The sequence below is a fragment of the Roseococcus sp. SYP-B2431 genome (assembly GCF_004336745.1).
Classification (GTDB): Bacteria; Pseudomonadota; Alphaproteobacteria; order Acetobacterales; family Acetobacteraceae; genus Roseococcus.
Genome location: NZ_SJXD01000026.1, coordinates 416,096 through 438,311 on the forward strand (window position 1 = coordinate 416,096; position 22,216 = coordinate 438,311).

The window sequence follows — 22,216 nt, forward strand, 5'->3', positions numbered from 1 at the left end:
GAGGGACTCCCTAGCCCCTGCGGGCGGCGAGGCGCAGCGCGGCGCGTCCCGCCTCGCCGCCGGGCACGGGCGCGGCCGAGGCCGTGCCGTCCGCGCGCAGCCGCGCCTCGATGGCGAGCAGGCGATCGGCGGCCGGCACCGCAAGCCCGGCCTCGGGCAGGACCAGCGCCTCGACCATGGCGAGACGGCCCGCCGTGTCGCCGGCGGCGGCCCAGCGCAGGGCGGAGAGGCGCAGCGGCGGGACGCTGCCGTCCTCCATCTCCAGCACGATCTCGGCCGTCCCCTCGGCGTCCGCCGCGAGCGAGAGCGGCAGGAGCAGGGGGCCGCCCGCCTCCGGAAGGTCCTGCGTCCCGCCGGTATGGCGCAGCTTGGCGTGATAGCCGGGGCGGATCGCGAGATGCAGCAGGACGCGCAGCTCTCCCTCCTCGGGCGGAACCCGGAGCCGGATCACGGCGCGCGGCGACAGGGCCTCCACGCCCTCGGGGCTCGCGGCGAGATCCCAGCCCTCGGCGAGCAGGCCGGTCCAGGCGAGGTCCGGCGCGCCGGGGCCGAAGACCACCGGACGGCCCGGCGTCAGCGCCGCCTCGACGGGCGCGGCCACGGTGATCGCGCGCAGGCCGACGCGGATGGGGCGCGTCTCGCCTTGCGGCGGCGCGTCCAGCGGGCCGTCCACCACGAGGCGGAGGGTCACGCTTCCCGCCGGAACGTCGATCGCGGTCAGGGCGTCACCGCCTGGGACCAGGCTCGTCCAGCGGAGCGGCCCGTCGCCCAGCGCGACGCCCGCCCGGTTGTCCTCGGCCCAGGGCGCCGCGGCGAGCCGCAGCCAGAGCCGGGCGGGGGCAGCGACATCGAGATGCACCGTGCCGGAGGGGCCGAGGAGCCAGGAGCCGATCTCCTCCGGCGGCTCGAAGCCCGCGCCGAGCGCCAGGCTCGATTCCGGCCAGCCCTCGCTGGTGGCGGCGAAGGAGACGGTCTCGCCCGCGACCAGGCGCGGCGGCATGGGCGCCGGCCGTTGCAGCGCGGGCCGGGCCATCCCCTCCGCGACCTCGGCGAGGAAATGGCGCGTCACCTCCGGCCAGCCGCGCGGGCGGAACCCGTCGCGCAGTCGTTGCTCGGCGGCGGCGAGCGCCGGACGGTCGTCGAGGAAGTGGCGGATGCGGGCGGCGATGTCGCGCGGGCTGAAGGCGTCGATCGGCTCGGCGAAGCCGCCGCCCGCCTCCGGCGTGGCACCCTCCATCGCCGCGAGGCAGAGCTTTCCGAGCGCCAAAGATTCGCCCACGGGCAGGCCCCAGCCTTCGGTGAAGGAGGGGAAGACGGTGAAGAGGCAGCCGCGATACAGCCCCTCCAGCTCGGGGTCCGAGATGCCGTGCAGCAGGCGGATGCGGCCATCGAGGTAATGCGTCGATTCCAGCTGCGCCATCAGGTCGGCCACGCGCCAGCCGGGGCGGCCGACCAGCACCAGCGGCGGCGGCTCGACGCCCTCGCGGATCAGGAGCTGCCAGGCCTGGAAGAGCGCCGCGTGGTTCTTCCGGGATTCGATGGTGCCGACGCAGAGGATGTAGTCCTGCCCGCGCAGGTCGGCCGCGGCCTCCGGAAAGGCGTCGCCCGGCTCGGCTTCGTTGAAGCGATGCGCCAGCGGCATGGGCCGCACCGGGATGGCGGGCGCCTCCAGCGCCGCGAGCCGCTTGCGGAGCTCGCCCGCCGTGTATTCCGAAATGGTGAGCGCGAAGTCCCAGAACTGCGCGCCCTCCCGCAGCCCCTGGCGGAAGCCGGCCACGGTGCCCTCGCTCGTATGCTCCGGATGCGTGACCGGGATGAGGTCGTAGACCAGCACGCCGATGCGCAGCCCCGCCGCGCGCAGCCGGGCCAGGGCCGCCGGCGCGCCGGCCCAGAACCAGAAGGCGCCCATGATGAAGAAGAGACGCGCGGCGCCCAGGCCCGTCGGCCGCGCGCGGTCCATCGCGCCGTTCGCCAGCGCGGCGGCGCGGTCCAGGTCATGCGGCTCGTCCAGGCAATAGGCGATGATCGCCTCCAGATCCTCGCGGGCCAGGGTCCAGAGCGGACCGAAGCGCTCGGCGAGGAAGACGAAGCGCGCCGCCGCCGAAGCCTCCGGATCGCGCAGGATGCCCTGCGCCAGGCCCAGCTGGACGCGCTGGATTCCCGTCGCCCGCCCGGTGTCGCGCACGAGGTTCAGCAGATCGGTGATGTCGTAGAGATGCGGCGCGTCCGATCCGTCGGCCCCGCCTTCTGCCGGCAGCCCGCCCGCGCGGCGCACCGCCTGCCAGTTGCGGCGGTCGGGCGCGAGGGCGAAGGCGTCCCGGGCCGCGGCGATCGCCCCCTCGCGGTCGCCCGCGCGCAGCAGCGCCGCGGAGAGCGCGCGATGCGGCGCCGGATCCCCCGGCGACCGGGCGAGGTCGATGCGGGCCTCCGCCACGCGCGCGGCGTTCTCGCGCTCGCGGGCCGTCCCCAAGGGCCGGGGCGCGCCGGCCGGGCGCCGGGGCGGCATCGGGGCGCCGGCGAGCGCGGCCAGCTCCTCCGCCGCATGGTTGATCGGCGCGAGCTCGTCCGAGCGCGCATAGGCCGCGCGCGCCTCGGCGACCCGGCCCTGCATCTTCAGCGCATGGCCGAGCTGGAGGTGTGCGTCGTGATTCTCCGGCGCCAGCTCCACACCGCGGCGATAGGCGCTCTCCGCCGCCGGCAGGTCGCCCGATTCCTTGAGCGCGTGGCCCAGCTGGACCCAGACGCCGCCATCGCCCGGCCGCAGGCCGAGATAGCGCCGATAGCCGGCCGCGGCGGCCTGCCAGTCCCTCGCGTCGCGCGCGCCATTGCCGGCATGCAGCGCCGTCATCGCCGCCCGGCGGACCCTGAGGCGTCGGAAGAAACCCAGCAGTCGCATCCAGCTCCCGATCCCGGCGGAGAACCAGGAATCCCCCGCGGACGCGCCCGGCGTCAAGCGCTCCACGTCATGCGGCGAGCCTTTCGCGACGGGCCTCGCCGCCGCGCTCGCGCTGGGAGGCCGACGGAGCTAATCATGGGCCAGGGAGCGGGCCGCCCGAATCGCCCAGGGACTTGGAACGACCGGATCGAAGATGCCGACGAAGCTGACGGAAAATGGGAGCGTCGCCACCATGGCCGAACGGCCGGAACCCCTGAAGCCGGAATTCCTGAAGCGGGAGCCCCCGCGCGGGGCCGGCGCCGCGCGCAACCTGCTCTTCCTGCGCGAGGAGGAGCTGCGCCTCGCGCAGGACCTGCTCTACTTCGGCTATCGGGACTTCACCGCCGGCCCCGACCGGATCCTCGCCACCATGGAGATGGGCCGCGCGCATCACCGCGTGCTGCACTTCGTCGGCCGCGCGCCCGGCATCAAGGTGGGCGAGCTGCTGGCCATCCTGGACATCACCAAGCAGTCGCTCGGCCGCGTGCTGCAGCCGCTCATCGAGGAGGGCTACGTGCGCCAGGCGCCCGGCCTCAAGGACAAGCGGCAGCGGCTGCTCACCCTCACGGAGCAGGGCGAGGCGCTGGAGCGCCGCCTCTTCGCCGCCCAGCGCGAATGGGTGCTGCGGGCCTATCGCGAGGCGGGGCCGCAGGCGGTGGAGGGCTTCCGGCAGGTCATGCGCGGGCTGATGGGCCCCGAGGCCCGCGCCCAGTTCGAGGCGCTGGAGAAGTCCGCCGCGCCCGGCCGCTCGACGCCCCCCTTCTCGCCCAACCCGGCCAACCGCCCGGCCAGCGCCGGCGGGGCCTGATCGGAGAGCCGCCCATGGCCGACCCCACCGCCGATATCCTGGTCGTCGACGACGACGCGCGCCTGCGCGCCCTGCTCCAGCGCTTCCTGGCCGAGCAGGGGCACCGCGTGGCGGTGGCCGGCGATGCGGGCGAGGCACGGGCGGCCATCGGCGCCATGGCCTTCGACCTGCTGGTGCTCGACGTGATGATGCCCGGCGAGACCGGCCTGGAGCTCGCCGAGGGCCTGCGCCGGGACGGGCACGACACGCCCATCCTCATGCTCACCGCCCGCGGCGACCCGGACGACCGCGTGGCCGGCTTCGAGCACGGCGCGGACGACTACCTCGCCAAGCCCTTCGACCCGCGCGAGCTGGCGCTGCGCATCCGCACCATCCTGCGGCGCGCCGCACCCGCCGCATCGGCCGCCCCCATGCCGTCCGGCCCCATCCAGCTCGGCCCCCGCTGGTTCGACGCCGAGCGCTGCGAGCTGCGCAGCCCGGAGGGGACGCAGCGCCTCACCGGCGGCGAGGCCGCGCTGCTCACCGCGCTGGCCCGCCGCGCCGGCGAGGTGCTCTCGCGCGAGGACATCGCCGTCGCCCTGGGCACGCCCGATGCGGGCGAGCGCAGCGTGGACGTGCAGGTCACCCGCCTGCGCCGCAAGATCGAGGCCGACCCGCGCGAGCCGCGCTTCCTGCACACCATCCGCCACAAGGGCTACGTGCTGAGGCCCGGACCCTAAGAAGAACCGCCGTGAGATCCCCTCCTTGAAGCGCCCCGACAAGTCCATCTCCCGCCAGCTCGGCATGCTGCTGCCGCGCGGGCTGCTGGCGCGGACGCTGCTGATCATGCTGCTGCCGCTCGTGGTGGTGCAGGGGGTGGCGCTGCAGCTCTTCTACGGCGGGCATCTCGACGTCATCTCGCGCCGCCTCACCTCGGGCCTGGCCGGCGATGTCGCCTTCGTCGCGAGCCTCGTGGACAACCTGCCGGAGGCCATGCGCCCGGAGATGCTGCGCGAGGGCAACTGGCGCCTCGGCCTCTCGCTCGGCTTCGAGCCGGGGGCCGCGCTCGGCGTCCCGCCGACGCGCCCGGCCTGGAACCCGTTCCTGCCGCTGGAGCAGGACCTCAACAGCGCGCTGCGCGAGCGCATGACCTTCGCTTTCGATGCCGACTGGCAGAGCGATCCGCAATCCCTCGTCATCCGCGTGCAGACCGCCACCGGAATCCTCAGCGTCGAGGCGCCGCGCAAGCGGCTCTTCAGCACCACGCTCTACGTCTTCGTGCTCTGGCTGGTGGGCTCGGCGATGCTGCTGGCCGGCATCGCGGTGCTCTTCATGAAGAACCAGGTGCGCGCCATCCGCCGGCTGGGCGAGGCCGCGGAATCCTTCGGCCTCGGCCGCGAGGCCGGGCCCATGAAGCCCGAGGGCGCGCGCGAGGTGCGGCAGGCGGCGCTGGCCTTCAACGCCATGCAGGAGCGCATCCTGCGCTTCGTGAACCAGCGCACCGAGATGCTGGCCGGCATCAGCCACGACCTGCGCACGCCGCTCACCCGCATGCGGCTGGCGCTGGCCATGTTCCCGCGCACCCCCGAGACGGAGGAGGACGTGGCCGCCCTCAACCAGGACCTCGAGGAGATGGAGCGGATGGTGGAGAGCTACCTCGCCTTCGCGCGCGGCGAGCGCACCGAGGCCCCGCGCCCCTCCGACCTCGTGGACCTCGTGGAGGACATCGCCGCCAAGGCCCGCCGCAGCGGCGCGGCGGTGGAGGTCGAGGCGCCCGAGACGCTCGTGCTGCCGCTGCGGGCCGATGCGCTGAAGCGCGCGCTGGGCAACCTGCTGGACAATGCCCGGCGGCATGCCCGCCGCATCGCCATCGGCGTGACCCCGCTGCAGGATTCCGGCCGGAGCTGGGCGGAGCTGACCGTGGACGACGACGGCCCCGGCATCCCCGCCGGCGAGCGCGCGGACGCCTTCCGGCCCTTCAGCAGCGGCTCGGCCACGGGGACCGGGCTGGGGCTGGCCATCGCGCGCGACATCGTGCGCGCGCATGGCGGCGACATCCTGCTGGAGCAGAGCCCGATGGGCGGTCTGCGGGCGCGGCTCAGGCTTCCGGTATAGAACGACGACGGCGCCCGGCGGCCCTGGTGCTTCCGCTTCACGGCCGCACCGCCGGCGTCTCGACCGCCATGCCCGCGGCCCGCTGCGCCAGATACAGCTCGATCTCCACATATTCCGCCGCGCCATAGGCATAGGGCTCGGCGCGCGCGCCCGTCATGCAGCCGCGCAGCCGCCGCTGCAGCGAGCCCAGCGACTGCCATTCGAGCCGGTAGAGCGGGTATCCGGTCGGGTGGCCCTGCGGGATCACGCTGCCGGCCAGCCGGCGGCCGGCGTTGTCGTCGTGGCACTGCGCGCAGGAGAGGTCGAGCTGGCCGCGCCGCTCCGCATAGAGCGCCCGCCCCCGCGCGCGGGCCGAGTCCAGCCGCGCATCGTCCGGCGGGCGGATCGGCTCGCCGCGCGACTGGTGCGCGACATAGGCCGCGAGCGCCAGCAGGCCCTCGCTCTCGCGCGCCAGGGCCGGGGCGCCCTGGCGGGACTCGCGGCTCTGCCGGATGCGGCCAGCCAGGTCGATCGGCGCGCCGCTGGCCTCGTCCCAGGCCGGGTAACGGGCGGCGACGCCGCGCATGCTGACCTCGGCCTTCCCGTGGCAGCTGGCGCAGGATCGCCCGGACGCGCCGTCCGGCCGGTTCCACAGCGCCTCGCCCTCCAGCACCCAGAGCATGCCGGGATTGGCGGTGTCGTCCCGCTGCATGGCCTGGCTTTCGCGCGACATCTCCTCGAAGCCGGAGCGCCGCTCCTGCGCGGCGGCGGGCAAGGCGAGCGCGGCCAGCAGCGCCAGCGCGCGCCTCACGGCGCCACCGTGATCTCGCGCGTCTCGGTCTGGTCGAAGCCGTTGTCGCCCTGCCAGCGCAGCACCAGCGGTGCGGTGCGCGTCGCGACGAGGGCGAAGGACAGGAAGGGATTGGCGGCGATGGCGGGCGAGAGCTCGGCGGCGAAGACCTCGGCGCCGTCGTAAGTGGCGGTGAAGCGGCGGAGGATGTCGCGCGGCAGCACCTCGCCGTCGGCGCCGGGACGGTAGCCCGTCTCCATGCCGTGCTGGATGAGCGTGCGGATGGTGACGACCTCGCCGGGCCGGGCGCTGCGGGGGATGTTGAGCAGGACGCGCGCCATGGCTCAGCCCTCCACGCAGGCCGCGAGGGTGACGACCACCTGCGCGCGATCCGACCAGAAGCTGCCGTCCGAGAGCTGCGCCACGGCCAGCAGGTTCTGCGAGGTGGCGAGGCGGATATGCGTGGCCAGGATCGCGCGGCCGGAGCGAGGGCCGAGGCGCACCGTGATGACATGCGGCTGCGGGTTGCGCTCGTTGAAGACCGCGATGGCGCGGACATGGTCCGCCTCGGTCATCGGGCTGTCCACGATGACCGAGAGCGGCACGGCGTTGCCGTTCTCGACGAGCGGCGAGATGTCCATCGCCACCCGGCCGGGCCGGACCTCGGCGCCATCCGTGAAGCCGCGCACGGCCTCGGCCATCGCCTCGGCCGAGGCGTCGGCGCCGCGCGGCAGGAGCAGCAGCGCGGGGGCGGCGAGCAGCAGGCGGCGGGGCGCGATCATCGCGGCGGCTCCTCGCGCAGGGTCGTCAGATAGGCCACCACGTCCTCGATCTCCTGCGCGCCCAGGACCGTGCGTCCCTGGAAAGCGGGGGCGACCCGGTGCAGCCCTTCGCTGCGGTGGTAGGAGGGCATGATGCTGTCCGGATTCAAGCGGCGGCTGTCCATGAGGCGGAGGCGGAGCTGTCCCTCCGTCCATCGGCTGCCGGCGCCGGCGAGGTCGGGGGCCAGGTTCCCCTGGAACCGCTCCTCCGGCATGGGCGCGGGGTGGCACAGCAGGCACAACCCGCGCTGCCGGTCGGCGACGATGGCGCGGCCGCGCGCCGGGTCGCCCGGCTGTGCCGTGAGCGGAGCGGCCTCCTGCGCCACGGCCGGAAAGGCCGCCGCCAGCAGCACGGCGAGAGACCTAGCCGAAGGCATCGGCGGTGATCGTCGCGAACCAGTCCTCCGCGTAGAGAGCCTCGGCCTCGCGGAAGGCGGGCGGCGCGTCGAGAGGGCTGATGCCGCCGGCGCCGGGGCTATCGGCCAGCACGCCCTCGACCGCCCGGTACACCCCGGCCACGGAGATGCCGTAGCCGGGGCCGACGAGGCTGTAGCAGGTGTTGAGCAGGCGTGGCTCGGGCACCGGCGCGCCGCGCAGCAGGCGGGTGATGGCATCGGCGCAGACCCGCGCCTGGGCATTCGCGGCGAAGGCCGATTTCGGCATGGCCCCGGCGATGCAGGCGTCGCCGATCACATGGACATTCGGCACCAGCCGGGATTCGAAGCTGGCCGGGTCCACCGGGCACCAGCCGGAACGGTCGGCCGTCCCCGCGATCCGGGCGATGTCGCCGGCGCGCTGCGGCGGGATCACGTTCACCACGTCGCCCGCATGGTTGCCGAATTCCGTCACGACCTCGCGCGCGGCGAGGTTCACGCCCGTCACGCGGCCGCCGCCCGAGAGCGGCACGTATTCCAGCAGCCCGGGGTAGAGCGCGGCCCAGGCCGCCTCGAAGAGCCGCTGCTTGGAGAAGGCGTCCTTGGCGTCGAGCACCAGCAGCTTGGAGCGCGGCTTCCGCGTCCGGAGGTAATGCGCGACCAGGCTGGCGCGCTCATAGGGGCCGGGCGGGCAGCGATAGGGATTCGCGGGCACGGTCAGGACGACGGTGCCGCCATCCTCCATCGCCTCCAGCCGCGCGCGCAGCAATTCGGTCTGGGCGCCAGCGTGCCAGGCATGCGGCATCACCTCGGCCGCGGCCTCGTCATAGCCGGCGAGCGCGTCGAAGCGCAGCGCGATGCCGGGCGAGAGGACCAGGCGGTCGTAGGGCAGCACGCTTCCATCGGCCAGCGTCACGCGGCGCGCGGTGGCGTCGACGCCCGTGGCGGCCTGATGCGCGACGCCGATGCCCTGATCGCGCAGCGCCCCGTAGCCGAAGCGCTGGCGCTCCATGGGCCGCAGCCCGGCGATGACGGTGTTGCTGAAGGGGCAGGCCGTGTAGGTGGCATGCGGCTCGACCAGCGTGACCGCGAGGCCGTTCCGCCGCAGCGCCCGCGCGCAGCTCGCCCCGCCGAAGCCGCCGCCGACCACCACGACGACCGGGGCCGCCTGCGCCAGAGCGGGCGCCGCGAACAGCCCCGCCAGCGCGCGCCGCGCGACCCTCACCGCACCACCCAGGCGGCGATGGCGCGGCTCTCGGCCTCGCTGAAGCCCCGCGCGAGGCGGTCCATCACCGTCGCGGGCGCCGTGCCGTCGCGATAGGCGCGCAGCAGCGCCGCGACCTCCGCCGGATCACGCCCGCGCAGCGAGGGGATCGCCCCATCGGCCCGGGCCGGCGAATGGCAGCCGAGGCAGGAGGAGGCGCCCGGCGGGGCCTCCCCGGCGAAGGCCGGCATGGCCTGCAGCAGCAGCGACAGCGCCAGGCGCGGCGCCATCGCCGTCACGTCCGGCGCAGGCTCGTATTCTTCAGCGGCAGGTCGCGCACGCGCTTGCCGGTCGCCGCGAAGATCGCGTTGAGCACGGCCGGCGCGGCCACCGCGATGGTCGGCTCGCCCACCCCGCCCCAGAAGCCGCCGGTCGGCAGGACGATGGTCTCGACCTTCGGCATCTCGTCCATCCGCAGCACCTGGTAGCTGTCGAAGTTGGTCTGCTCGATGCGGCCGTCCTTCACCGTGCACTCGCCGTAGAGCGCGGCCGAAAGCCCATAGACGAACGAGCCCTCCACCTGCGCCGCGATCTGCTGCGGGTTTACGGCATGGCCGGGGTCGGTGGCCGCGACGATGCGGTGGATCTTCAGCACCCCCGCCTCGCTCACCGAGACCTCGGCGCAGGCCGCGACGTAGCTGCCGAAGCCATGGGTCTGCGACAGGCCGCGGAAGACCGGCTGCCCGTCCACCGGCGCCGCCGGCGTGCCCCAGCCCGCGCGCTCGGCGACGGCATTGAGCACGGCCAGGTGCTTCGGATGGTTCGCCATCAGGGCCCGGCGGAACTCCAGCGGATCCTTCCCCGCGGCATGGGCCAGCTCGTCCAGGAAGCACTCGAGATAGATCGTGTTCTGGTTCAGGTTCACCCCGCGCCAGAAGCCCGGCGGCACATGCGGGTTGCGCATGGCGTGGTCGATCAGCAGATTCGGGATGGTGTAGCCGATATCGGCCTCGTTGCTGCTGGCGTTCAGCCCCTGGAAGACCAGCGGATCGCGGCCGTCGCGGATGTTCTGCGGGAACATGCCGGCGATGATCGACTGGCCGGCGAGGCGCATGTGAAGCCCGGCCAGGTTGCCCTGCGCACCCAGCCCCGCCGTCATCCTGCACATGGTGATCGGGTGGAACCGGCCCTGCAGCATGTCCTCCTCGCGCGTCCAGACGAGCTTCACCGGCGTGCCGGGCATCTGCTTCGCGATCTCCACCGCCTGGCGCACCCAGTCATGCACGGCGGCGCGCCGGCCGAAGCCGCCGCCAAGGTGGAACTTGTGGACCTCGCAGCGCGCGGGCGGCAGGCCGGAGGCCTCGGCGGCGACGGCATGCGCCGCCTCGCCGTTCTGGGTGGGCGTCCAGACCTCGCAGCGCTCGGGCGTCCAGACGGCGGTGGCGTTCATCACCTCCATGCAGGCGTGGTTCTGGTGCGGGTAGGAATAGACGGCCTCGACCTTGCGGGGGGCCGCGGCGATGGCGGCTGCCGCATCCCCCGCCCGGTTGCCCACGGCCGCCTGGGGCGCATCCAGCGCCGATCTCAGCACCTCCGCGAAGCCGGCGGAGGAGGCGGCGGCGTGCTCGCCCTCGTCCCAGGTGATGTTGACCGCGTCGAGCGCCGTCTTGGCCCGCCACCAGGTGTCGGCCACGACGGCGACGGCATTGTCCCCCACGCGCAGCACGCGCTTCACGCCGGGCATGGCCTCGGCGGCGGCGGAATCCACGCTGCGCACCTTGCCGCCGAAGACCGGGCAGGCATGGATCGCGGCGTTCAGCATGCCCGGCAATTGCAGGTCCATTCCGTAGACCTGGCTGCCGTTGAGCTTGGCCGCGGTGTCGAGCCGCAGGACCGGCTGGCCGGCGACTTTCCAGTCCGCCGGGTTCTTCAGCGGGACGTCGGTGGGCACCGGCAGCCGTCCGGCCGCCTCGGCCACGCGGCCGAAGGTGGTGGTCCGGCCGCTGGGCATGTGGGTGACGATGCTGGCCGCCGCCCGGCACTCTCCGGCCGGCACGGACCACGCGTTCGCCGCCGCCTGCACGAGCATCATGCGCGCGGCCGCGCCGCCCTTGCGGACATAGTCCTGGCTCTCGCGGATGCCGCGGCTGCCGCCGGTGGACATGTTGCCCCAGACCCGGCCGCGCGCGAGGTTCTGGCCCGGCGTCGGGTATTCGGTGGTGACCTTGGCCCAGTCGCATTCCAGCTCCTCGGCCACGAGCTGGGCGAGGCCGGTGAGCGTCCCCTGCCCCATCTCGGAGCGGGCGATGCGGATCACGATCGTGTCGTCGGGCTTCACCACGACCCAGGCATTCACTTCGGCCGAGGTCGGCGCGGCGGCCGGAGCGGAAGCCGGGGCGCCCGTCTGGGCCGCGGCCTCGCCCGGCAGCGGGATGCGGAAGCCGAGGGTGAAGGCGCCGAGCGCCGCGGAGGCGCTGGCGAGGAGGTGGCGGCGGCTGGGGTTCCCGGGCCGGCTGATGGCGTTCATGGCTTCCTCCCTCAACCGGCCGTGGCCGGGCCGGCCGCGCGCTGGATGCCCGCGATGACCCGGTTGAAGGTGCCGCAGCGGCAGATGTTCGTGACCTCCTCGCGGATCTGCGCCTCGGTCGGGCGCGGCGTCGCGGCGAGCAGCGCGGCGGCGGCCATGATCATCCCCGGCTGGCAGAAGCCGCATTGCGGCACGTCGAGCGCGAGCCAGGCCTGCTGGATCGGATGGCTGGCGTCCGGCGAGAGCCCCTCGATGGTGACGATCCTCTGGGTCTCGTCGAAGGCCGAGACTGGCATGGCGCAGGCGCGCGCGGCGACGCCGTCCACATGCACGGTGCAGGCGCCGCATTGCGCGATGCCGCAGCCGTATTTGGTCCCGGTCAGGCCGAGCTGCTCGCGCAGCGCCCAGAGCAGCGGCGTGTCGTCCTCGGCCTGGACCTCGACGACCTGTCCATTGACGTTGAGCTTCGCCATCCGTCCCTCCTGTTCCCTGCGCGCGCCCTCGCGGCGCGGCTGCCCGGATCCGATGCCGAGGCTTGTTCCCGAGCCTATCAGGCGAGGAGGCGGCGGAACAATCAAATCACGAGGGCGCGGGCCTGGCCCGGATGTCCCCCTACCGCTCGGACAGCTTCGGCAGGAACACCGTCAGCAGCCCGAGCAAGGGGAGGAAGGCACAGACCATGTAGACGGTGGAGATGCTGGTCCGGTCCGCCAGCTCGCCCAGCGCCGCCGCGCCGAGGCCGCCCAGGCCGAAGGAGAGGCCGAAGAACATGCCGGCCACGAGGCCCACCCGCCCCGGCAGCAGCTCCTGCGCATAGACCAGGATCGCCGCGAAGGCCGAGGACATGACGAGCCCGATCGTCACCGCCAGGACCACCGTCCAGAACAGGTTCGCGAAGGGCAGCGCCAGGGTGAAGGGCAGCGCGCCCAGGATGGAGAACCAGATGATGGGCAGCCGGCCCACCCGGTCGCCCAGGATGCCGCCAATCATGAGGCCCACGGCCAGCGAGCCGAGGAAGACGAAGAGGATGACCTGCGCGGCCTGCACGGAGACCTCGAAGCGCTCGATCAGGTAGAAGGTGAAATAGGAGCTGAGGCTGGCCGTATAGACGTTCTTCGAGAAGAGCAGCGCGATCAGCACCAGGACCGCCAGCGCCACCTGCCCGCGCGAGAGCCCGTGCCCCGCGGCCGCGCCCGCCTTGCGCGCCGGGGCGCGCGCCACCCGGTTGCGGGCGTACCAGTGCCCCACCTGCAGCAGGATCAGCATGCCGAGGAGGGCCGCGGCCGAGAACCAGACGAGGCTCGCCTGTCCATGCGGCACCACCACGAAGGCGGCCAGCAGCGGCCCGATCGCCGAGCCGGTGTTGCCGCCCACCTGGAACAGCGACTGCGCCAGCCCGTAGCGGCCGCCCGAGGCCAGCCGCGCGACGCGCGACGCCTCCGGATGAAAGACCGAGGAGCCCACGCCGATCAGCGCCGCCGCCAGCAGGATCACCGTGTAGGAATTCGCATGCGCCATCAGCAGCAGGCCGACCAGGGTCGAGCTCATGCCGATCGGCAGCGAATAGGGCATGGGCCGCTTGTCGGTGTAGATGCCGACCAGCGGCTGGAGCAGCGAAGCGGTGACCTGGAAGGCGAGCGTGATCAGCCCGATCTGGGCGAAGTCCAGCGCGTAGGACTCCTTCAGGATCGGGTAGAGGGCCGGCACCAGCGACTGCATCATGTCGTTCAGCAGGTGGCAGAAGCTGAGCGAGAGGATGACCGCGAAGGTGGTGCCGCTGGGCTGGGCCAAGGGGGAGGCCGGGGCCTGGAGGGCGGGCTGATGGGTGCTCACGGGACGTTCCGCTTGATTTACGATCCATCCTAGGCACGCCGGGGAAGGAAGTCAGCCCGCCCCGGCAGGCGAGGCGCCGCTACATCCGGGCGGGAATCCGCTCCATCCCCATCCAGGGCCGCAGCACCTCGGGCACGAGGATGCCGCCATCCTCCTGCTGATGCGTCTCCATGACCGCGATGAGCGCGCGGCCCACGGCCACGCCCGAGCCGTTCAGCGTGTGGACCAGCACATTGTCCTTGCCGCGGCGATAGCGCGCCTTCATCCGCCGCGCCTGGAATTCGCGGCAGTTGGAGCAGGAGGAAATCTCGCGCCAGGCCTGCTGGCCGGGCAGCCAGACCTCCAGGTCGTAGGTGCGCGCGGCCGAGAAGCCCGTATCCCCCGCGCAGAGGAAGACGCGGCGCCAGGTCAGGCCGAGCGCGGTCAGCACGGCCTCGGCGCATTCCGTCATGCGCTCGTGCTCGGCGTCGCTCTCCTCGGGCCTCGTGATCGAGACCAGCTCCACCTTGCTGAACTGGTGCTGCCGCAGCATGCCGCGCGTGTCGCGGCCCGCGCTGCCGGCCTCGCTGCGGAAGCTCGGCGAGAGCGCGGTGAAGCGCAGCGGCAGGACCGCCTCGGCCAGAATCTCGTCGCGGGCGAGGTTGGTCAGCGGCACCTCGGCGGTCGGGATCAGGTAGCGGCCGTCCGTCGTCTTGAAGAGGTCCTCCTCGAACTTCGGGAGCTGGCCGGTGCCGAACATGGTGGCCGCGTTCACAAGGTTGGGGACCGAGGTCTCGCTGTAGCCGTGCTGATCCGTGTGCAGCGTCAGCATCCATTGTCCGAGCGCCCGCTCCAGCCGCGCCAGTGCGCCCTTCAGCACCACGAAGCGGCTGCCGGAAATCTTGGTCGCGGCGGCGAAGTCCATGAGGCCGAGCGCCTCGCCCAGCTCGAAATGCTGCTTGGCCTCGAAGTTCGGGCGGGCGGGCTCGCCATGCTGGCGGACGACCACGTTGTCGTTCTCGTCGCGGCCCTCCGGCACCTCGGGGTCGAGGAGGTTGGGCAGGACGGAGAGCGCCTCGGCGACCGCGGCCTCCTTGGCCTCGACCTCGGCCCCCTCGGCGGCGGCCACCGCCGCGGCCACCTCCGCCTTGAGGCGCTCCGCCTCGTCCCTGTCGCCGCGCTTCATGGCGGCGCCGATCTCGCGGGAAAGGGCATTGCGCCGGGCCTGGGCGCCCTCGGTCAGGGCGATGGCGGCGCGCCGTGCCTCGTCCAGCGCCAGGATTCCGGCCGCCTGGGGCTCCACCCCGCGTCGCGCCATGGCCGCGTCGAAACCGGCCGCATCGGCGCGGACCACTCGGATGTCATGCATGTTCGGTCACCGATCCAGAGGGCTGCGCCGTTATGGCAGCTTCGGCAGCCCGTCAATGTAAGACCCTGGCCAGCCCTGTCCGGCCGGCCGCCTCAGATCATGACGGGGAGGGTCACGATCGGCCGTGAAGGCCCGGGGCGACGGGGCTCACTTGGTGTCCTCCAGCGGCTTCGGCACCACCCAGAGCGCGAAGAGGATCGAAATCTCGTAGAGCAGGATCAGCGGCACGGCCAGGCCGATCTGGCTGATCACGTCCGGGGGCGTGATGATCGCGGCCAGCACGAACATGCCCACGATCGCGTAGCGACGGCCCTTGCGCAGGCCCGCCACGCTCAGGATGCCCACGCGGCACAGCAGCACCAGCGCCACCGGCATCTGGAAGGCGATGCCGAAGGCCAGGATCATGTGCATGACCAGCGAGAGGTACTCGCTGACCTTGGCCTCCAGCTGGATCGGCACGCCCCCCTGCCCGGGCGGCGTCTCGAAGCTGATGAAGAAGTGCCAGGCCAGCGGGAAGATGAAGTAGTAGGCCAGCGCCGCGCCCAGCAGGAACAGGATCGGCGAGGCGACCAGGAAGGGCGTCACCGCCCGCTTCTCGGAGCGGTAGAGGCCGGGCGCGATGAAGAGCCAGAGCTGCGTCGCCCAGATCGGGAAGGAGAAGAACACGGCGCCGAAGAAGGCCACCTTCAGATAGGTGAAGAAGGCCTCGTAGAGCGCGGTGAAGATCATCCGCCGGTCGCCGCCGCCCTGCTCCTGCAGGATGCGGGCGAGCGGCTGCGCCAGGAAGCCGTAGATCTGCGCCGAGAAGTAGTAGCAGACCGCGAAGGCGAGGCCGAAGGCGAGGACCGACCAGAGAAGCCGCCGGCGCAGCTCCATCAGATGGTCGATCAACGGCATGGGCTTGTCGTTGATGGGATCGTCGTCTTCGGCGGTGGTGGACACGGGGGGCCTCAGACGATCTTGGCCGCGTCGGCGGAAGCGGGCGCCGCGGCGGGAGTTGGGCTGGCGGGCGCGTGCTCGATCGGCGCCGCCGTCAGCTGCTCGGCGGGCGCCGGCGCCGGCACGGCGGAGACGGCCGGCTCGGGCCTGATCGGGTTGGGCGGCGCCGGGGTCGAGGGCGGCAGGAAGGAGGGCGCCTCGGGCTGCGGCTCGGGCTCGGGCGGCTTGTAGGGAGCCATGGTCTGCGGCGGGATCATCGCCGGCGCGTCCGGCGTGTCGGCGGCGGTCGGCGGCGGCGTCCAGGCCGGCGTCGCGCTGACGGGGCTGTCGTTGAAGGTCTTGGCCAGCGTGCCATCGGAATCGACGGTCTTCTCGATATGGCCCTTCAGGTCGAAGCTGCGGATCTCGTTGATCGCGCCCTTCACGTCGGCGATCTGGTTCCGCACGTCCTCCAGCTTGGCCTCGCGCACCAGCTCGTCCGCCTGCTGCTGGAACTGGGCAAGCTGCTTCTTCCCCTTCTTCACGAGGTCCGCAATGCCGCGGATCGCGCTGGGCAGGTCCTTCGGACCGATCACCACCAGCGCCACGACGGCGACCAACATGATCTCGGACCAGGCGAGGTCGAGCATTCCATCCCCAATGCGGATACAGACGTGATCCGCCCTGGATACCAGGGCCGGAACGCGCCGCCAATGTGCGCCAGTTCTACTTAGGCGCTTGGGGCGCCCGTTGCACCCTCACGCGCCCAAATCGCGGGCGGGGAGCTCAGCCCGCCGGAAAGGCGAAGGCGCGCTCGGGGTCCAGCGCCAGGCCGACGCGCTGGCCGCGGATCAGCCGGAGGCCGGGCGGCAGGCGCGCATGGAGCTGGAGCGCGCCGTCCACCGTGAGCCAGGCCCGGTGGTGGGCGCCCAGCAGCCGGCAGGACTGCACCTCGGCGGGCGTGCCCTCGCCGGCCGGAAGGATGCGGATGCCCTCCGGGCGCAGCAGCAGCTCGGCCGGGCCGTCGGGCAGGCCGCGGGCGGGGACGGCGCCCAGGGCGCTGACGGCGGCGCCGTTCCCGACGTGGGCCGGCAGCCGGTTCACCTCGCCCAGGAAGCCGGCGACGAAGGGATCGGCCGGCCGGAGGTAGAGCTCCTCCGGCGTGCCGAGCTGGGCCACCCTGCCCTCGCGGATCAGGGCGATCCGGTCGGCCATGAACATGGCCTCCTCGGCGTCATGGGTGACGATGAGGGCCGGGATGTCCGCCTGCTGGAGGACGCGGAGGGTGTCGTCGCGCACCTGCTCGCGCAGGCGGGTGTCGAGGCTGGCGAAGGCCTCGTCGAGCAGCAGGACCCGGGGCCGGGGCGCCAGGGCGCGGGCCAGGGCCACGCGCTGCTGCTGCCCGCCGGAGAGCTGGTGCGGCCAGGACTCCACATGGCCGGCGAGGCCGACCCGCTCCAGCGCCTCGGCGACGCGGGTGCCGCGCTCCGCGCGCGGGACGCGGCGCAGGCCGAAGGCGACGTTGCCGCCCACCGTCAGATGGGGAAACAGCGCGTAGTCCTGGAAGACGAAGCCGACATGCCGGTCCTCGGGCGGCACCTCGCGGCCCGGCACCGCCAGGGGGGCGCCGTCCAGCTCGATGCGGCCGTGCTGCAGCGGTTCCAGCCCGGCGACGAGGCGCAGCAGCGTGGTCTTGCCGTCGCCCGAGGGGCCGAGGAGGCAGAGGATCTCGCCGCGCGCGACCTCCAGGCTGACGCCGCGCAGGATCTCGCGCGGGCCGAAGGCGTGGCGGATGTCGGTGAGGCGCAGGCTCATGGCGGCATCACGCTCGGCCGGGCTGTCAAGTCAACCTGTCGCTTTGGTTATATTTCTGGACACATCGCGGGACGCGCCCGAAGCTTGCGGAATGCCGGCCGTTTCCCGCCGAACGCTCCTCGCAGGCTCGGGCCTCGCGCCGCTGCGCCCGTCATGGGCTCAGGCAAGCGGACGCATCGCGCTGGTCGTCGGCAATGCCGGCTACCGCTCCATCCAGCCGCTCAACAATCCGCGCCGCGACGCGCGGGGAATGGCCGCCCTGCTGTCCCGGCTCGATTTCCGCGTGGAGCTGCTCCTGGACGCCACCAGGAACGACCTTCTCGCAGCCCTCGCGCGCTTCCGGCAGGCGGCCAGCGCCGAAGCCGCCCTCCTGCATTATTCGGGCCATGCCCTTCAGCTCGACGGGGTGAACTGGCTGGTGCCCGTGGATGCGGTGCTCCATCCCGCAGCGCCGACGGCACCGCTGGTGGGGTTGGCCGAGTGCGTCTCCGCCATGGGCCGGGCCACGTCGCGCATCCTGCTGCTGGATGCCTGCCGGAACGATCCCTTCGAGCAAGGTCGGGACCGGAGGCCCGCCGGCCTCGCCCGCGTGAACGACGCGGACCACGGTGTCCTGATCGGCTTCGCCACGGCTCCGGGAAGCGTCGCGCTGGACGGGCGCGGGCTCACGAGCCCCTTCACCGACGCGATGCTGGAGCATATCGGCACGCCCGGCCTCGAGATCCGGCAGGTCCTCACCCGGGTCCGGCGCATGGTGCTGGAGGCGACTGACGGTCAGCAGATTCCCTGGGATACCTCGTCGCTGACGCGGGACGTCATCCTGCGGACGCCCGGGCACGCGCCCGTCCCGCGGCCGAACCGCACGGAGCTGGAGCCGGCGCCAGCCCCGGTCCCGGCCGCCGTCCCCTCGCCGCGGCCCCAGTCAGCGCCGCCCAGGCCGGCGGTTCAGGCCGCCCCCGCCCCAAGCGCGCTCGCCCCGGCCGGCCGGTTCCGCGAGATTCCGAACGCCTACGCCTATGCGCGAGCCGCCCGCATTCCGCTGCCGAGCGGCATCGCGGTACGGCAGTACCCGGAGGGCGACCCGCGCGCCGCGCTGGTGGGAAGCTGGCACAGCGGGGGCGGGCAGCAGGTGGTCGTGGTCGTCAGCGTGAACGAGCAGCTGACCAGGGTCGTCATCCTGGCGGCCCATACGAGCACCCCCTACGACCATATGCCGGGATGGTGGCGGCGCTCCGCGACACTGAACGGGTCGAAGGTCGATCTTTCCAGTGCCTTCAACGTCTCGGAATTCGACCTGGCCTCCGGCTGGAGCCTGACAGCCGGCACCAACACGAGAGGGCGGGCCTTCACAAACAGCTTCAGGCGCATACGCCTCGACTGAGGATCACGCCGCGTGATCCTCGATCAGCGGCGGCGCCCCGGTCGGCTCGCCCTGCAGCTCCACCACCGCGAGGTCGTTGGAGACCAGCTCCTCCTTCCGCGGCAGTTCCCCCAGCGACTTCAGCCCGAACTGGTCCAGGAACTTCGGCGTCGTCCCCCAGAGGGTCGGCCGCCCCGGCGTCTCCTTCCGCCCGCGCGAGGTCACGAGGCCCGCGTCGAGCAGCGCGTCCAGCGTGGTCTGCGCCAGCGCCGCGCCGCGGATCTCCTCGATCTCCGCCCGCGTCACCGGCTGGTGATAGGCCACGATCGACAGCGCCTCCATGGCCGCGCGCGGCAGGCGCCGCGGCACCTCGACCACGCGGGTGATGGCCGGCGCCAGGTCCAGCGCCGTCCGGAAGGCCCAGCCGCCGCCGACCTCGACCAGCTCCACCGCGCGGCCGGCCGTCTGCGCGGCCAGCGCCGTCAGCACGGCCCCGGCCTCCACCCCCTCCGGCAGCGCCATCTGCACTCGCAGGGCCGGGACCGGCCGGTCGGAGGCGAAGATCAGGGCCTCGGCGATGCGCAGGCCGCGGTCGAAGTCGGCCTGTTCGGGGCGCATGGGCTCCGGGGTCGCGGGCTCCGGCGCGGCATTGATGTCTTCAGGGGTGTCTTCAGGCGACATGTCGAAGGTCTCCCTCGGTTTTCCGCAGCAGGATGGGCGCGAAGACCGCCTCCTGCCGCAGCTCGATCCCGCCATGCCGGGCGGCCTCGAGCGCCGCGATCAGGGTGCTCGCCAGCGCGGCGCGCCGGTCGAGCGGCGACAGCATCCCCTCCGGCAGGAAGGTGGCGAGCGTGCTCCAGCCAGGGGCGCTGCCGATCAACGCCTGGAGCCGGGTCAGGGCTTCCGCCACCGACCAGAGCTTGCGCGGCCTGGGCGTGAAGGGCCGGTCGGCCGCGCCGCGCCGGCGGGCCGTGGCATAGGCGCGCAGCAGGCTCGTGAGATCCGCCACCAGCCCCGTCCGGTCCTCGACGCGCAGCGATTCCGGCGCGCCCCGGGCGAAGGTCTCGCGCCCCAGCTGGGCCCGGCCGCCCAGCCAGGCGGCGGCGGCGCGCATCCGGTCCAGCTCGGCCAGCCGCTCGGTGAGGCGGTTGGCGGCCAGGATGGGATCCTCCTCCTCCGGCCCGCGCTCCTCCTCCGGCAGCAGCAGGCGCGACTTCAGCCAGGCGAGCCAGGCGGCCATGACCAGCCATTCCGCCGCCAGCTCGAGCCGGACCCGCCGCGCGCCCTCGACGATGGCGAGGAACTGGTCGGCCAGGGCCAGGACCGAGATCTGGCGGATGTCCACCTTCTGGGCCCGGGCGAGCTCCAGCAGCACGTCCAGCGGCCCCTGGAAGCCCTCGAGGTCCAGGACGAGGCTCTCGGCCTGCCCGCTGACCACGGCCGCGCTCATACGGCGCCGTGCCCCGCCGCGCGCAGCACGAAGCCGAAGGCCGGGCGCACGATCCAGTCGAGGAAGGCGTCCATGGGCTGGAAGGCCGGCACCGCCATGGGCAGCAGGAAGAGAAGGCCGATCACCAGCATCAGCCCGTAGCGCTCGAGCTGCGCATAGGCCATGGCCGCCCGGTAGGGCAGCAGGCCCACGACGATGCGGCCCCCATCCAGGGGCGGAATGGGAAGAAGGTTGAACAGGCCGAGCACCAGGTTCACGAGGATCGACAGACCCAGGAAGCGGTAGACCACGGCCATCGAGTCGGCCGAGAGAAAGCCGGCCATCAGCCCCGCCGGATGCACCAGCAGGGCAGCGACGAAGGCCAGGCAGAAGTTCATGACCGGCCCGGCGGCCGCGACCCACATCATGCCGCTGCGCGGGTTGCGCAGGTTGCGGACATCCACCGGCACGGGCTTGGCCCAGCCGAACATCATGTCGACGCGGCCGATGGTCAGGAGCTGCGAGACGAGCAGGACGCCGGGGATCAGCAGCGTCCCGATCGGGTCCACGTGCCGGATCGGGTTGAGCGAGAGCCGGCCCATCAGCTTGGCCGTCGGATCGCCGAGCCAGAGGGCGGCATAGCCATGCGCCGCCTCGTGCAGGGTGATGGCGATGACGCTGGCCAGCACCGCGGCCAGGAGCTCCGGCAGCATGTCCATCATGGCGTCAGGCCGGCACGCCGGCGCGGGAGAGCGCAAGGCGATCGCGGGCCGCATCGGTAAGCGGCGGGCAGGCCTCCAGCACGGCGGCGGTCTCGGCGAGCACGCCCGAGCAATGCAGGGCCGCGTCGCAGCCGGCGGCCATGACGGCCTGGGTCAGCTGGCCGAAATCCCCCTTCAGCGCCTTCATGCCCAGGTCGTCGGAGACGAGGAAGCCGCCGAAGCCGATCTCGCCGCGAATCACGCCGTCGATGACGGTGGGCGAGAGCGTGGCGCAGCGCTCCGGGTCCAGCGCCGGGTAGAGGATATGGGCCGTCATCGCCCAGAGATCGTCCGCGGCCAGGGCGCGGAAGGGCGCGAAATCGAGCGCCAGCTCCTCGCGCGAGGCCTCCACCACGGGCAGCGCCTCGTGGCTGTCCATCATGGCGCGGCCATGGCCGGGGATATGCTTGATGACCGGCAGCGCCCCGCCGTCGCGCAGCCCCGCGATCCAGGCGGCGCCGAGCCGCGCGACCTCCGCCGGATCGGCCGAGAAGGCGCGGTCGCCGATCACCTGGTGCATGCCCGGCAGCCGCAGGTCGAGCAAGGGCGCGCAGACAACGTCCAGCCCGACCGCCGCGCATTCGGCGCCGATCGCCGCCGCCTCGGCCCGCGCGGCCCCGGCGGGGCCGTTCTCGAAGGTGGCGGCGGGCGGGTGCTTCGGCCAGTGCGGCGGCTTGAGCCGGGCGACGCGGCCGCCCTCCTGGTCCACCAGGATCGGCGCCGCCGCGCCCAGCACCTCGCGCAGCTCGGCGGTCAGGGCCCGGAGCTGGTCCGGATCCGCCACGTTGCGCGCGAAGAGGATCGCCCCCATCGGCCGGTGGCGGCGCAGCAGCGCCGCCTCCTCGAGCGTCAGCCGAAGTCCCGAGATGCCAATGATGGCGGCGCGCATGGGCTCGCTAGCCGGCCACCGGAATGCAGTTCACGCTCTTCTCGCGCAGCTGGGCGCAGAAGGCGCGGGCGGCGGCCTGGTCGGCGAAGCCGCCCGTGCGCAGCCGCCACAGCGTGGGCTGCCCCTCGCGCTCCAGCTTGGTGATGACCGGCGAACGCCCGGCCAGCTCCGGCGCGCGGCGCTGCAGCCTGGCCCAATCGGCGCGGGCGCCCTCCTCGGTGCCGGCGGCGGCGAGCTGGATCATCGCCCGCCCTCCGGCGGCAGGCGCCGCGGGACGCGCGGCCTGGGCCGGCGGCGCCGCGGCGCGCGGAGCCGGGGCCGCCGACGCGGC

23 protein-coding genes are annotated in these 22,216 nt (G+C 73.2%); 4 read left to right on the forward strand and 19 right to left on the reverse strand.

All coding sequences use genetic code 11. The features are described from left to right. Window positions 1–10: 10 nt before the first annotated feature. Window positions 11–2,896 (reverse strand): glycosyltransferase, encoded by a 2,886-nt coding sequence (locus EJV46_RS16385; protein WP_131549755.1) that lies wholly within the window; start codon window positions 2,894–2,896, stop codon window positions 11–13. Window positions 2,897–3,089: 193 nt separating this feature from the next. On the opposite strand from EJV46_RS16385, the gene EJV46_RS16390 reads away from it, so the two are divergent. From EJV46_RS16390 to EJV46_RS16400, 3 genes are read left to right on the forward strand one after another with little or no spacing between them, the layout of a single operon-like run. Then, window positions 3,090–3,743 carry a MarR family winged helix-turn-helix transcriptional regulator gene (locus EJV46_RS16390; RefSeq protein ID WP_240782593.1) on the forward strand — a complete coding sequence of 218 codons (654 nt, stop codon included), beginning with the start codon at window positions 3,090–3,092 and terminating at the stop codon, window positions 3,741–3,743. A gap of 14 nt (window positions 3,744–3,757) precedes the next feature. Beyond that, window positions 3,758–4,462, forward strand: coding sequence for a response regulator (locus EJV46_RS16395; RefSeq protein WP_131549756.1), 705 nt, complete (start codon window positions 3,758–3,760; stop codon window positions 4,460–4,462). Window positions 4,463–4,487: 25 nt separating this feature from the next. Next, window positions 4,488–5,837: an ATP-binding protein gene (locus tag EJV46_RS16400; RefSeq protein ID WP_370323092.1), complete on the forward strand. Its 1,350-nt coding sequence runs from the start codon at window positions 4,488–4,490 to the stop codon at window positions 5,835–5,837. A 37-nt stretch (window positions 5,838–5,874) separates the two neighbouring features. On the opposite strand, the gene soxA is transcribed toward EJV46_RS16400, so the two are convergent. The 13 genes from soxA to EJV46_RS16465 form a co-directional block, all read right to left on the reverse strand. Beyond that, a complete protein-coding gene (soxA, locus tag EJV46_RS16405; RefSeq protein WP_240782594.1) occupies window positions 5,875–6,627 on the reverse strand; it encodes a sulfur oxidation c-type cytochrome SoxA in 753 nt (250 codons plus the stop codon). Continuing rightward, the gene (locus tag EJV46_RS16410) at window positions 6,624–6,947 is read right to left on the reverse strand and encodes a thiosulfate oxidation carrier complex protein SoxZ (RefSeq protein ID WP_131549757.1); all 324 of its coding nucleotides are present in this window, start codon (window positions 6,945–6,947) and stop codon (window positions 6,624–6,626) included. Before EJV46_RS16410 ends, soxA begins: the two co-directional genes overlap by 4 nt. Before the next feature lie 3 nt (window positions 6,948–6,950). Beyond that, on the reverse strand, window positions 6,951–7,388 hold the full coding sequence (locus EJV46_RS16415) for a SoxY-related AACIE arm protein (RefSeq protein ID WP_131549758.1): 438 nt from the start codon (window positions 7,386–7,388) through the stop codon (window positions 6,951–6,953). After that, the gene (gene soxX / locus EJV46_RS16420; protein WP_131549759.1) at window positions 7,385–7,804 is read right to left on the reverse strand and encodes a sulfur oxidation c-type cytochrome SoxX; all 420 of its coding nucleotides are present in this window, start codon (window positions 7,802–7,804) and stop codon (window positions 7,385–7,387) included. The genes EJV46_RS16415 and soxX overlap by 4 nt, the downstream gene beginning before the upstream one ends. Then, entirely contained in the window at window positions 7,791–9,026 is a 1,236-nt protein-coding gene (locus EJV46_RS16425) for an NAD(P)/FAD-dependent oxidoreductase (protein WP_240782595.1), read from the reverse strand. The genes soxX and EJV46_RS16425 overlap by 14 nt, the downstream gene beginning before the upstream one ends. Next, complete coding sequence (locus EJV46_RS16430) at window positions 9,023–9,295, reverse strand: c-type cytochrome (protein WP_131549760.1); 273 nt, start codon at window positions 9,293–9,295, stop codon at window positions 9,023–9,025. The genes EJV46_RS16425 and EJV46_RS16430 overlap by 4 nt, the downstream gene beginning before the upstream one ends. Window positions 9,296–9,300: 5 nt before the next feature. Further along, complete coding sequence (locus tag EJV46_RS16435) at window positions 9,301–11,532, reverse strand: xanthine dehydrogenase family protein molybdopterin-binding subunit (protein ID WP_206020843.1); 2,232 nt, start codon at window positions 11,530–11,532, stop codon at window positions 9,301–9,303. 11 nt (window positions 11,533–11,543) lie between these two features. Beyond that, window positions 11,544–12,005: a (2Fe-2S)-binding protein gene (locus tag EJV46_RS16440; protein ID WP_131549761.1), complete on the reverse strand. Its 462-nt coding sequence runs from the start codon at window positions 12,003–12,005 to the stop codon at window positions 11,544–11,546. A 139-nt stretch (window positions 12,006–12,144) separates the two neighbouring features. After that, window positions 12,145–13,365 carry an MFS transporter gene (locus tag EJV46_RS16445; RefSeq protein ID WP_240782596.1) on the reverse strand — a complete coding sequence of 407 codons (1,221 nt, stop codon included), beginning with the start codon at window positions 13,363–13,365 and terminating at the stop codon, window positions 12,145–12,147. Window positions 13,366–13,444: 79 nt separating this feature from the next. Further along, window positions 13,445–14,713 (reverse strand): serine--tRNA ligase, encoded by a 1,269-nt coding sequence (serS, locus tag EJV46_RS16450; protein WP_131549762.1) that lies wholly within the window; start codon window positions 14,711–14,713, stop codon window positions 13,445–13,447. A 147-nt stretch (window positions 14,714–14,860) separates the two neighbouring features. Then, complete coding sequence (tatC, locus tag EJV46_RS16455; protein WP_131549804.1) at window positions 14,861–15,610, reverse strand: twin-arginine translocase subunit TatC; 750 nt, start codon at window positions 15,608–15,610, stop codon at window positions 14,861–14,863. Window positions 15,611–15,663: 53 nt separating this feature from the next. Beyond that, window positions 15,664–16,281 carry a Sec-independent protein translocase protein TatB gene (gene tatB, locus EJV46_RS23480; protein WP_131549763.1) on the reverse strand — a complete coding sequence of 206 codons (618 nt, stop codon included), beginning with the start codon at window positions 16,279–16,281 and terminating at the stop codon, window positions 15,664–15,666. A 136-nt stretch (window positions 16,282–16,417) separates the two neighbouring features. Continuing rightward, window positions 16,418–17,446, reverse strand: a complete 1,029-nt coding sequence (locus EJV46_RS16465; RefSeq protein WP_131549764.1) for an ABC transporter ATP-binding protein — start codon at window positions 17,444–17,446, stop codon at window positions 16,418–16,420. Between the two features lie 91 nt (window positions 17,447–17,537). Between EJV46_RS16465 and EJV46_RS16470 the strand changes: the two genes are divergently transcribed. After that, a complete protein-coding gene (locus tag EJV46_RS16470; RefSeq protein ID WP_165585585.1) occupies window positions 17,538–18,827 on the forward strand; it encodes a caspase family protein in 1,290 nt (429 codons plus the stop codon). 3 nt (window positions 18,828–18,830) lie between these two features. Here EJV46_RS16470 and scpB read toward each other — a convergent pair whose 3' ends face one another. From scpB to EJV46_RS16495, 5 genes are all read right to left on the reverse strand, one after another. After that, window positions 18,831–19,487 (reverse strand): SMC-Scp complex subunit ScpB, encoded by a 657-nt coding sequence (gene scpB / locus EJV46_RS16475; RefSeq protein ID WP_131549766.1) that lies wholly within the window; start codon window positions 19,485–19,487, stop codon window positions 18,831–18,833. Next, entirely contained in the window at window positions 19,477–20,256 is a 780-nt protein-coding gene (locus EJV46_RS16480) for a ScpA family protein (protein WP_131549767.1), read from the reverse strand. The genes scpB and EJV46_RS16480 overlap by 11 nt, the downstream gene beginning before the upstream one ends. Then, window positions 20,253–20,948 carry a site-2 protease family protein gene (locus EJV46_RS16485; protein WP_240782597.1) on the reverse strand — a complete coding sequence of 232 codons (696 nt, stop codon included), beginning with the start codon at window positions 20,946–20,948 and terminating at the stop codon, window positions 20,253–20,255. Before EJV46_RS16485 ends, EJV46_RS16480 begins: the two co-directional genes overlap by 4 nt. A 13-nt stretch (window positions 20,949–20,961) precedes the next feature. Continuing rightward, window positions 20,962–21,885 (reverse strand): beta-N-acetylhexosaminidase, encoded by a 924-nt coding sequence (gene nagZ / locus EJV46_RS16490; RefSeq protein WP_131549769.1) that lies wholly within the window; start codon window positions 21,883–21,885, stop codon window positions 20,962–20,964. A 7-nt stretch (window positions 21,886–21,892) separates the two neighbouring features. Beyond that, window positions 21,893–22,216: SPOR domain-containing protein (locus EJV46_RS16495; protein WP_240782598.1), on the reverse strand; the 324-nt coding region annotated here is incomplete at its 5' end.

Bases quoted from the DNA above. Each gene is read 5' to 3' on its own strand.
- soxX (WP_131549759.1), bottom strand. From the start codon at position 7,804: ATGCCTTCGGCTAGGTCTCTCGCCGTGCTGCTGGCGGCGGCCTTTCCG.
- tatB (WP_131549763.1), bottom strand. From the start codon at position 16,281: ATGCTCGACCTCGCCTGGTCCGAGATCATGTTGGTCGCCGTCGTGGCG.
- EJV46_RS16435 (WP_206020843.1), bottom strand. From the start codon at position 11,532: ATGAACGCCATCAGCCGGCCCGGGAACCCCAGCCGCCGCCACCTCCTC.
- EJV46_RS16410 (WP_131549757.1), bottom strand. From the start codon at position 6,947: ATGGCGCGCGTCCTGCTCAACATCCCCCGCAGCGCCCGGCCCGGCGAG.
- EJV46_RS16440 (WP_131549761.1), bottom strand. From the start codon at position 12,005: ATGGCGAAGCTCAACGTCAATGGACAGGTCGTCGAGGTCCAGGCCGAG.
- EJV46_RS16430 (WP_131549760.1), bottom strand. From the start codon at position 9,295: ATGGCGCCGCGCCTGGCGCTGTCGCTGCTGCTGCAGGCCATGCCGGCC.
- EJV46_RS16485 (WP_240782597.1), bottom strand. From the start codon at position 20,948: ATGCTGCCGGAGCTCCTGGCCGCGGTGCTGGCCAGCGTCATCGCCATC.
- EJV46_RS16470 (WP_165585585.1), top strand. From the start codon at position 17,538: ATGCCGGCCGTTTCCCGCCGAACGCTCCTCGCAGGCTCGGGCCTCGCG.
- tatC (WP_131549804.1), bottom strand. From the start codon at position 15,610: ATGCCGTTGATCGACCATCTGATGGAGCTGCGCCGGCGGCTTCTCTGG.
- EJV46_RS16415 (WP_131549758.1), bottom strand. From the start codon at position 7,388: ATGATCGCGCCCCGCCGCCTGCTGCTCGCCGCCCCCGCGCTGCTGCTC.
- EJV46_RS16480 (WP_131549767.1), bottom strand. From the start codon at position 20,256: ATGAGCGCGGCCGTGGTCAGCGGGCAGGCCGAGAGCCTCGTCCTGGAC.
- serS (WP_131549762.1), bottom strand. From the start codon at position 14,713: ATGCATGACATCCGAGTGGTCCGCGCCGATGCGGCCGGTTTCGACGCG.
- EJV46_RS16385 (WP_131549755.1), bottom strand. From the start codon at position 2,896: ATGCGACTGCTGGGTTTCTTCCGACGCCTCAGGGTCCGCCGGGCGGCG.
- nagZ (WP_131549769.1), bottom strand. From the start codon at position 21,885: ATGCGCGCCGCCATCATTGGCATCTCGGGACTTCGGCTGACGCTCGAG.
- EJV46_RS16395 (WP_131549756.1), top strand. From the start codon at position 3,758: ATGGCCGACCCCACCGCCGATATCCTGGTCGTCGACGACGACGCGCGC.
- scpB (WP_131549766.1), bottom strand. From the start codon at position 19,487: ATGTCGCCTGAAGACACCCCTGAAGACATCAATGCCGCGCCGGAGCCC.
- EJV46_RS16465 (WP_131549764.1), bottom strand. From the start codon at position 17,446: ATGAGCCTGCGCCTCACCGACATCCGCCACGCCTTCGGCCCGCGCGAG.
- EJV46_RS16390 (WP_240782593.1), top strand. From the start codon at position 3,090: ATGCCGACGAAGCTGACGGAAAATGGGAGCGTCGCCACCATGGCCGAA.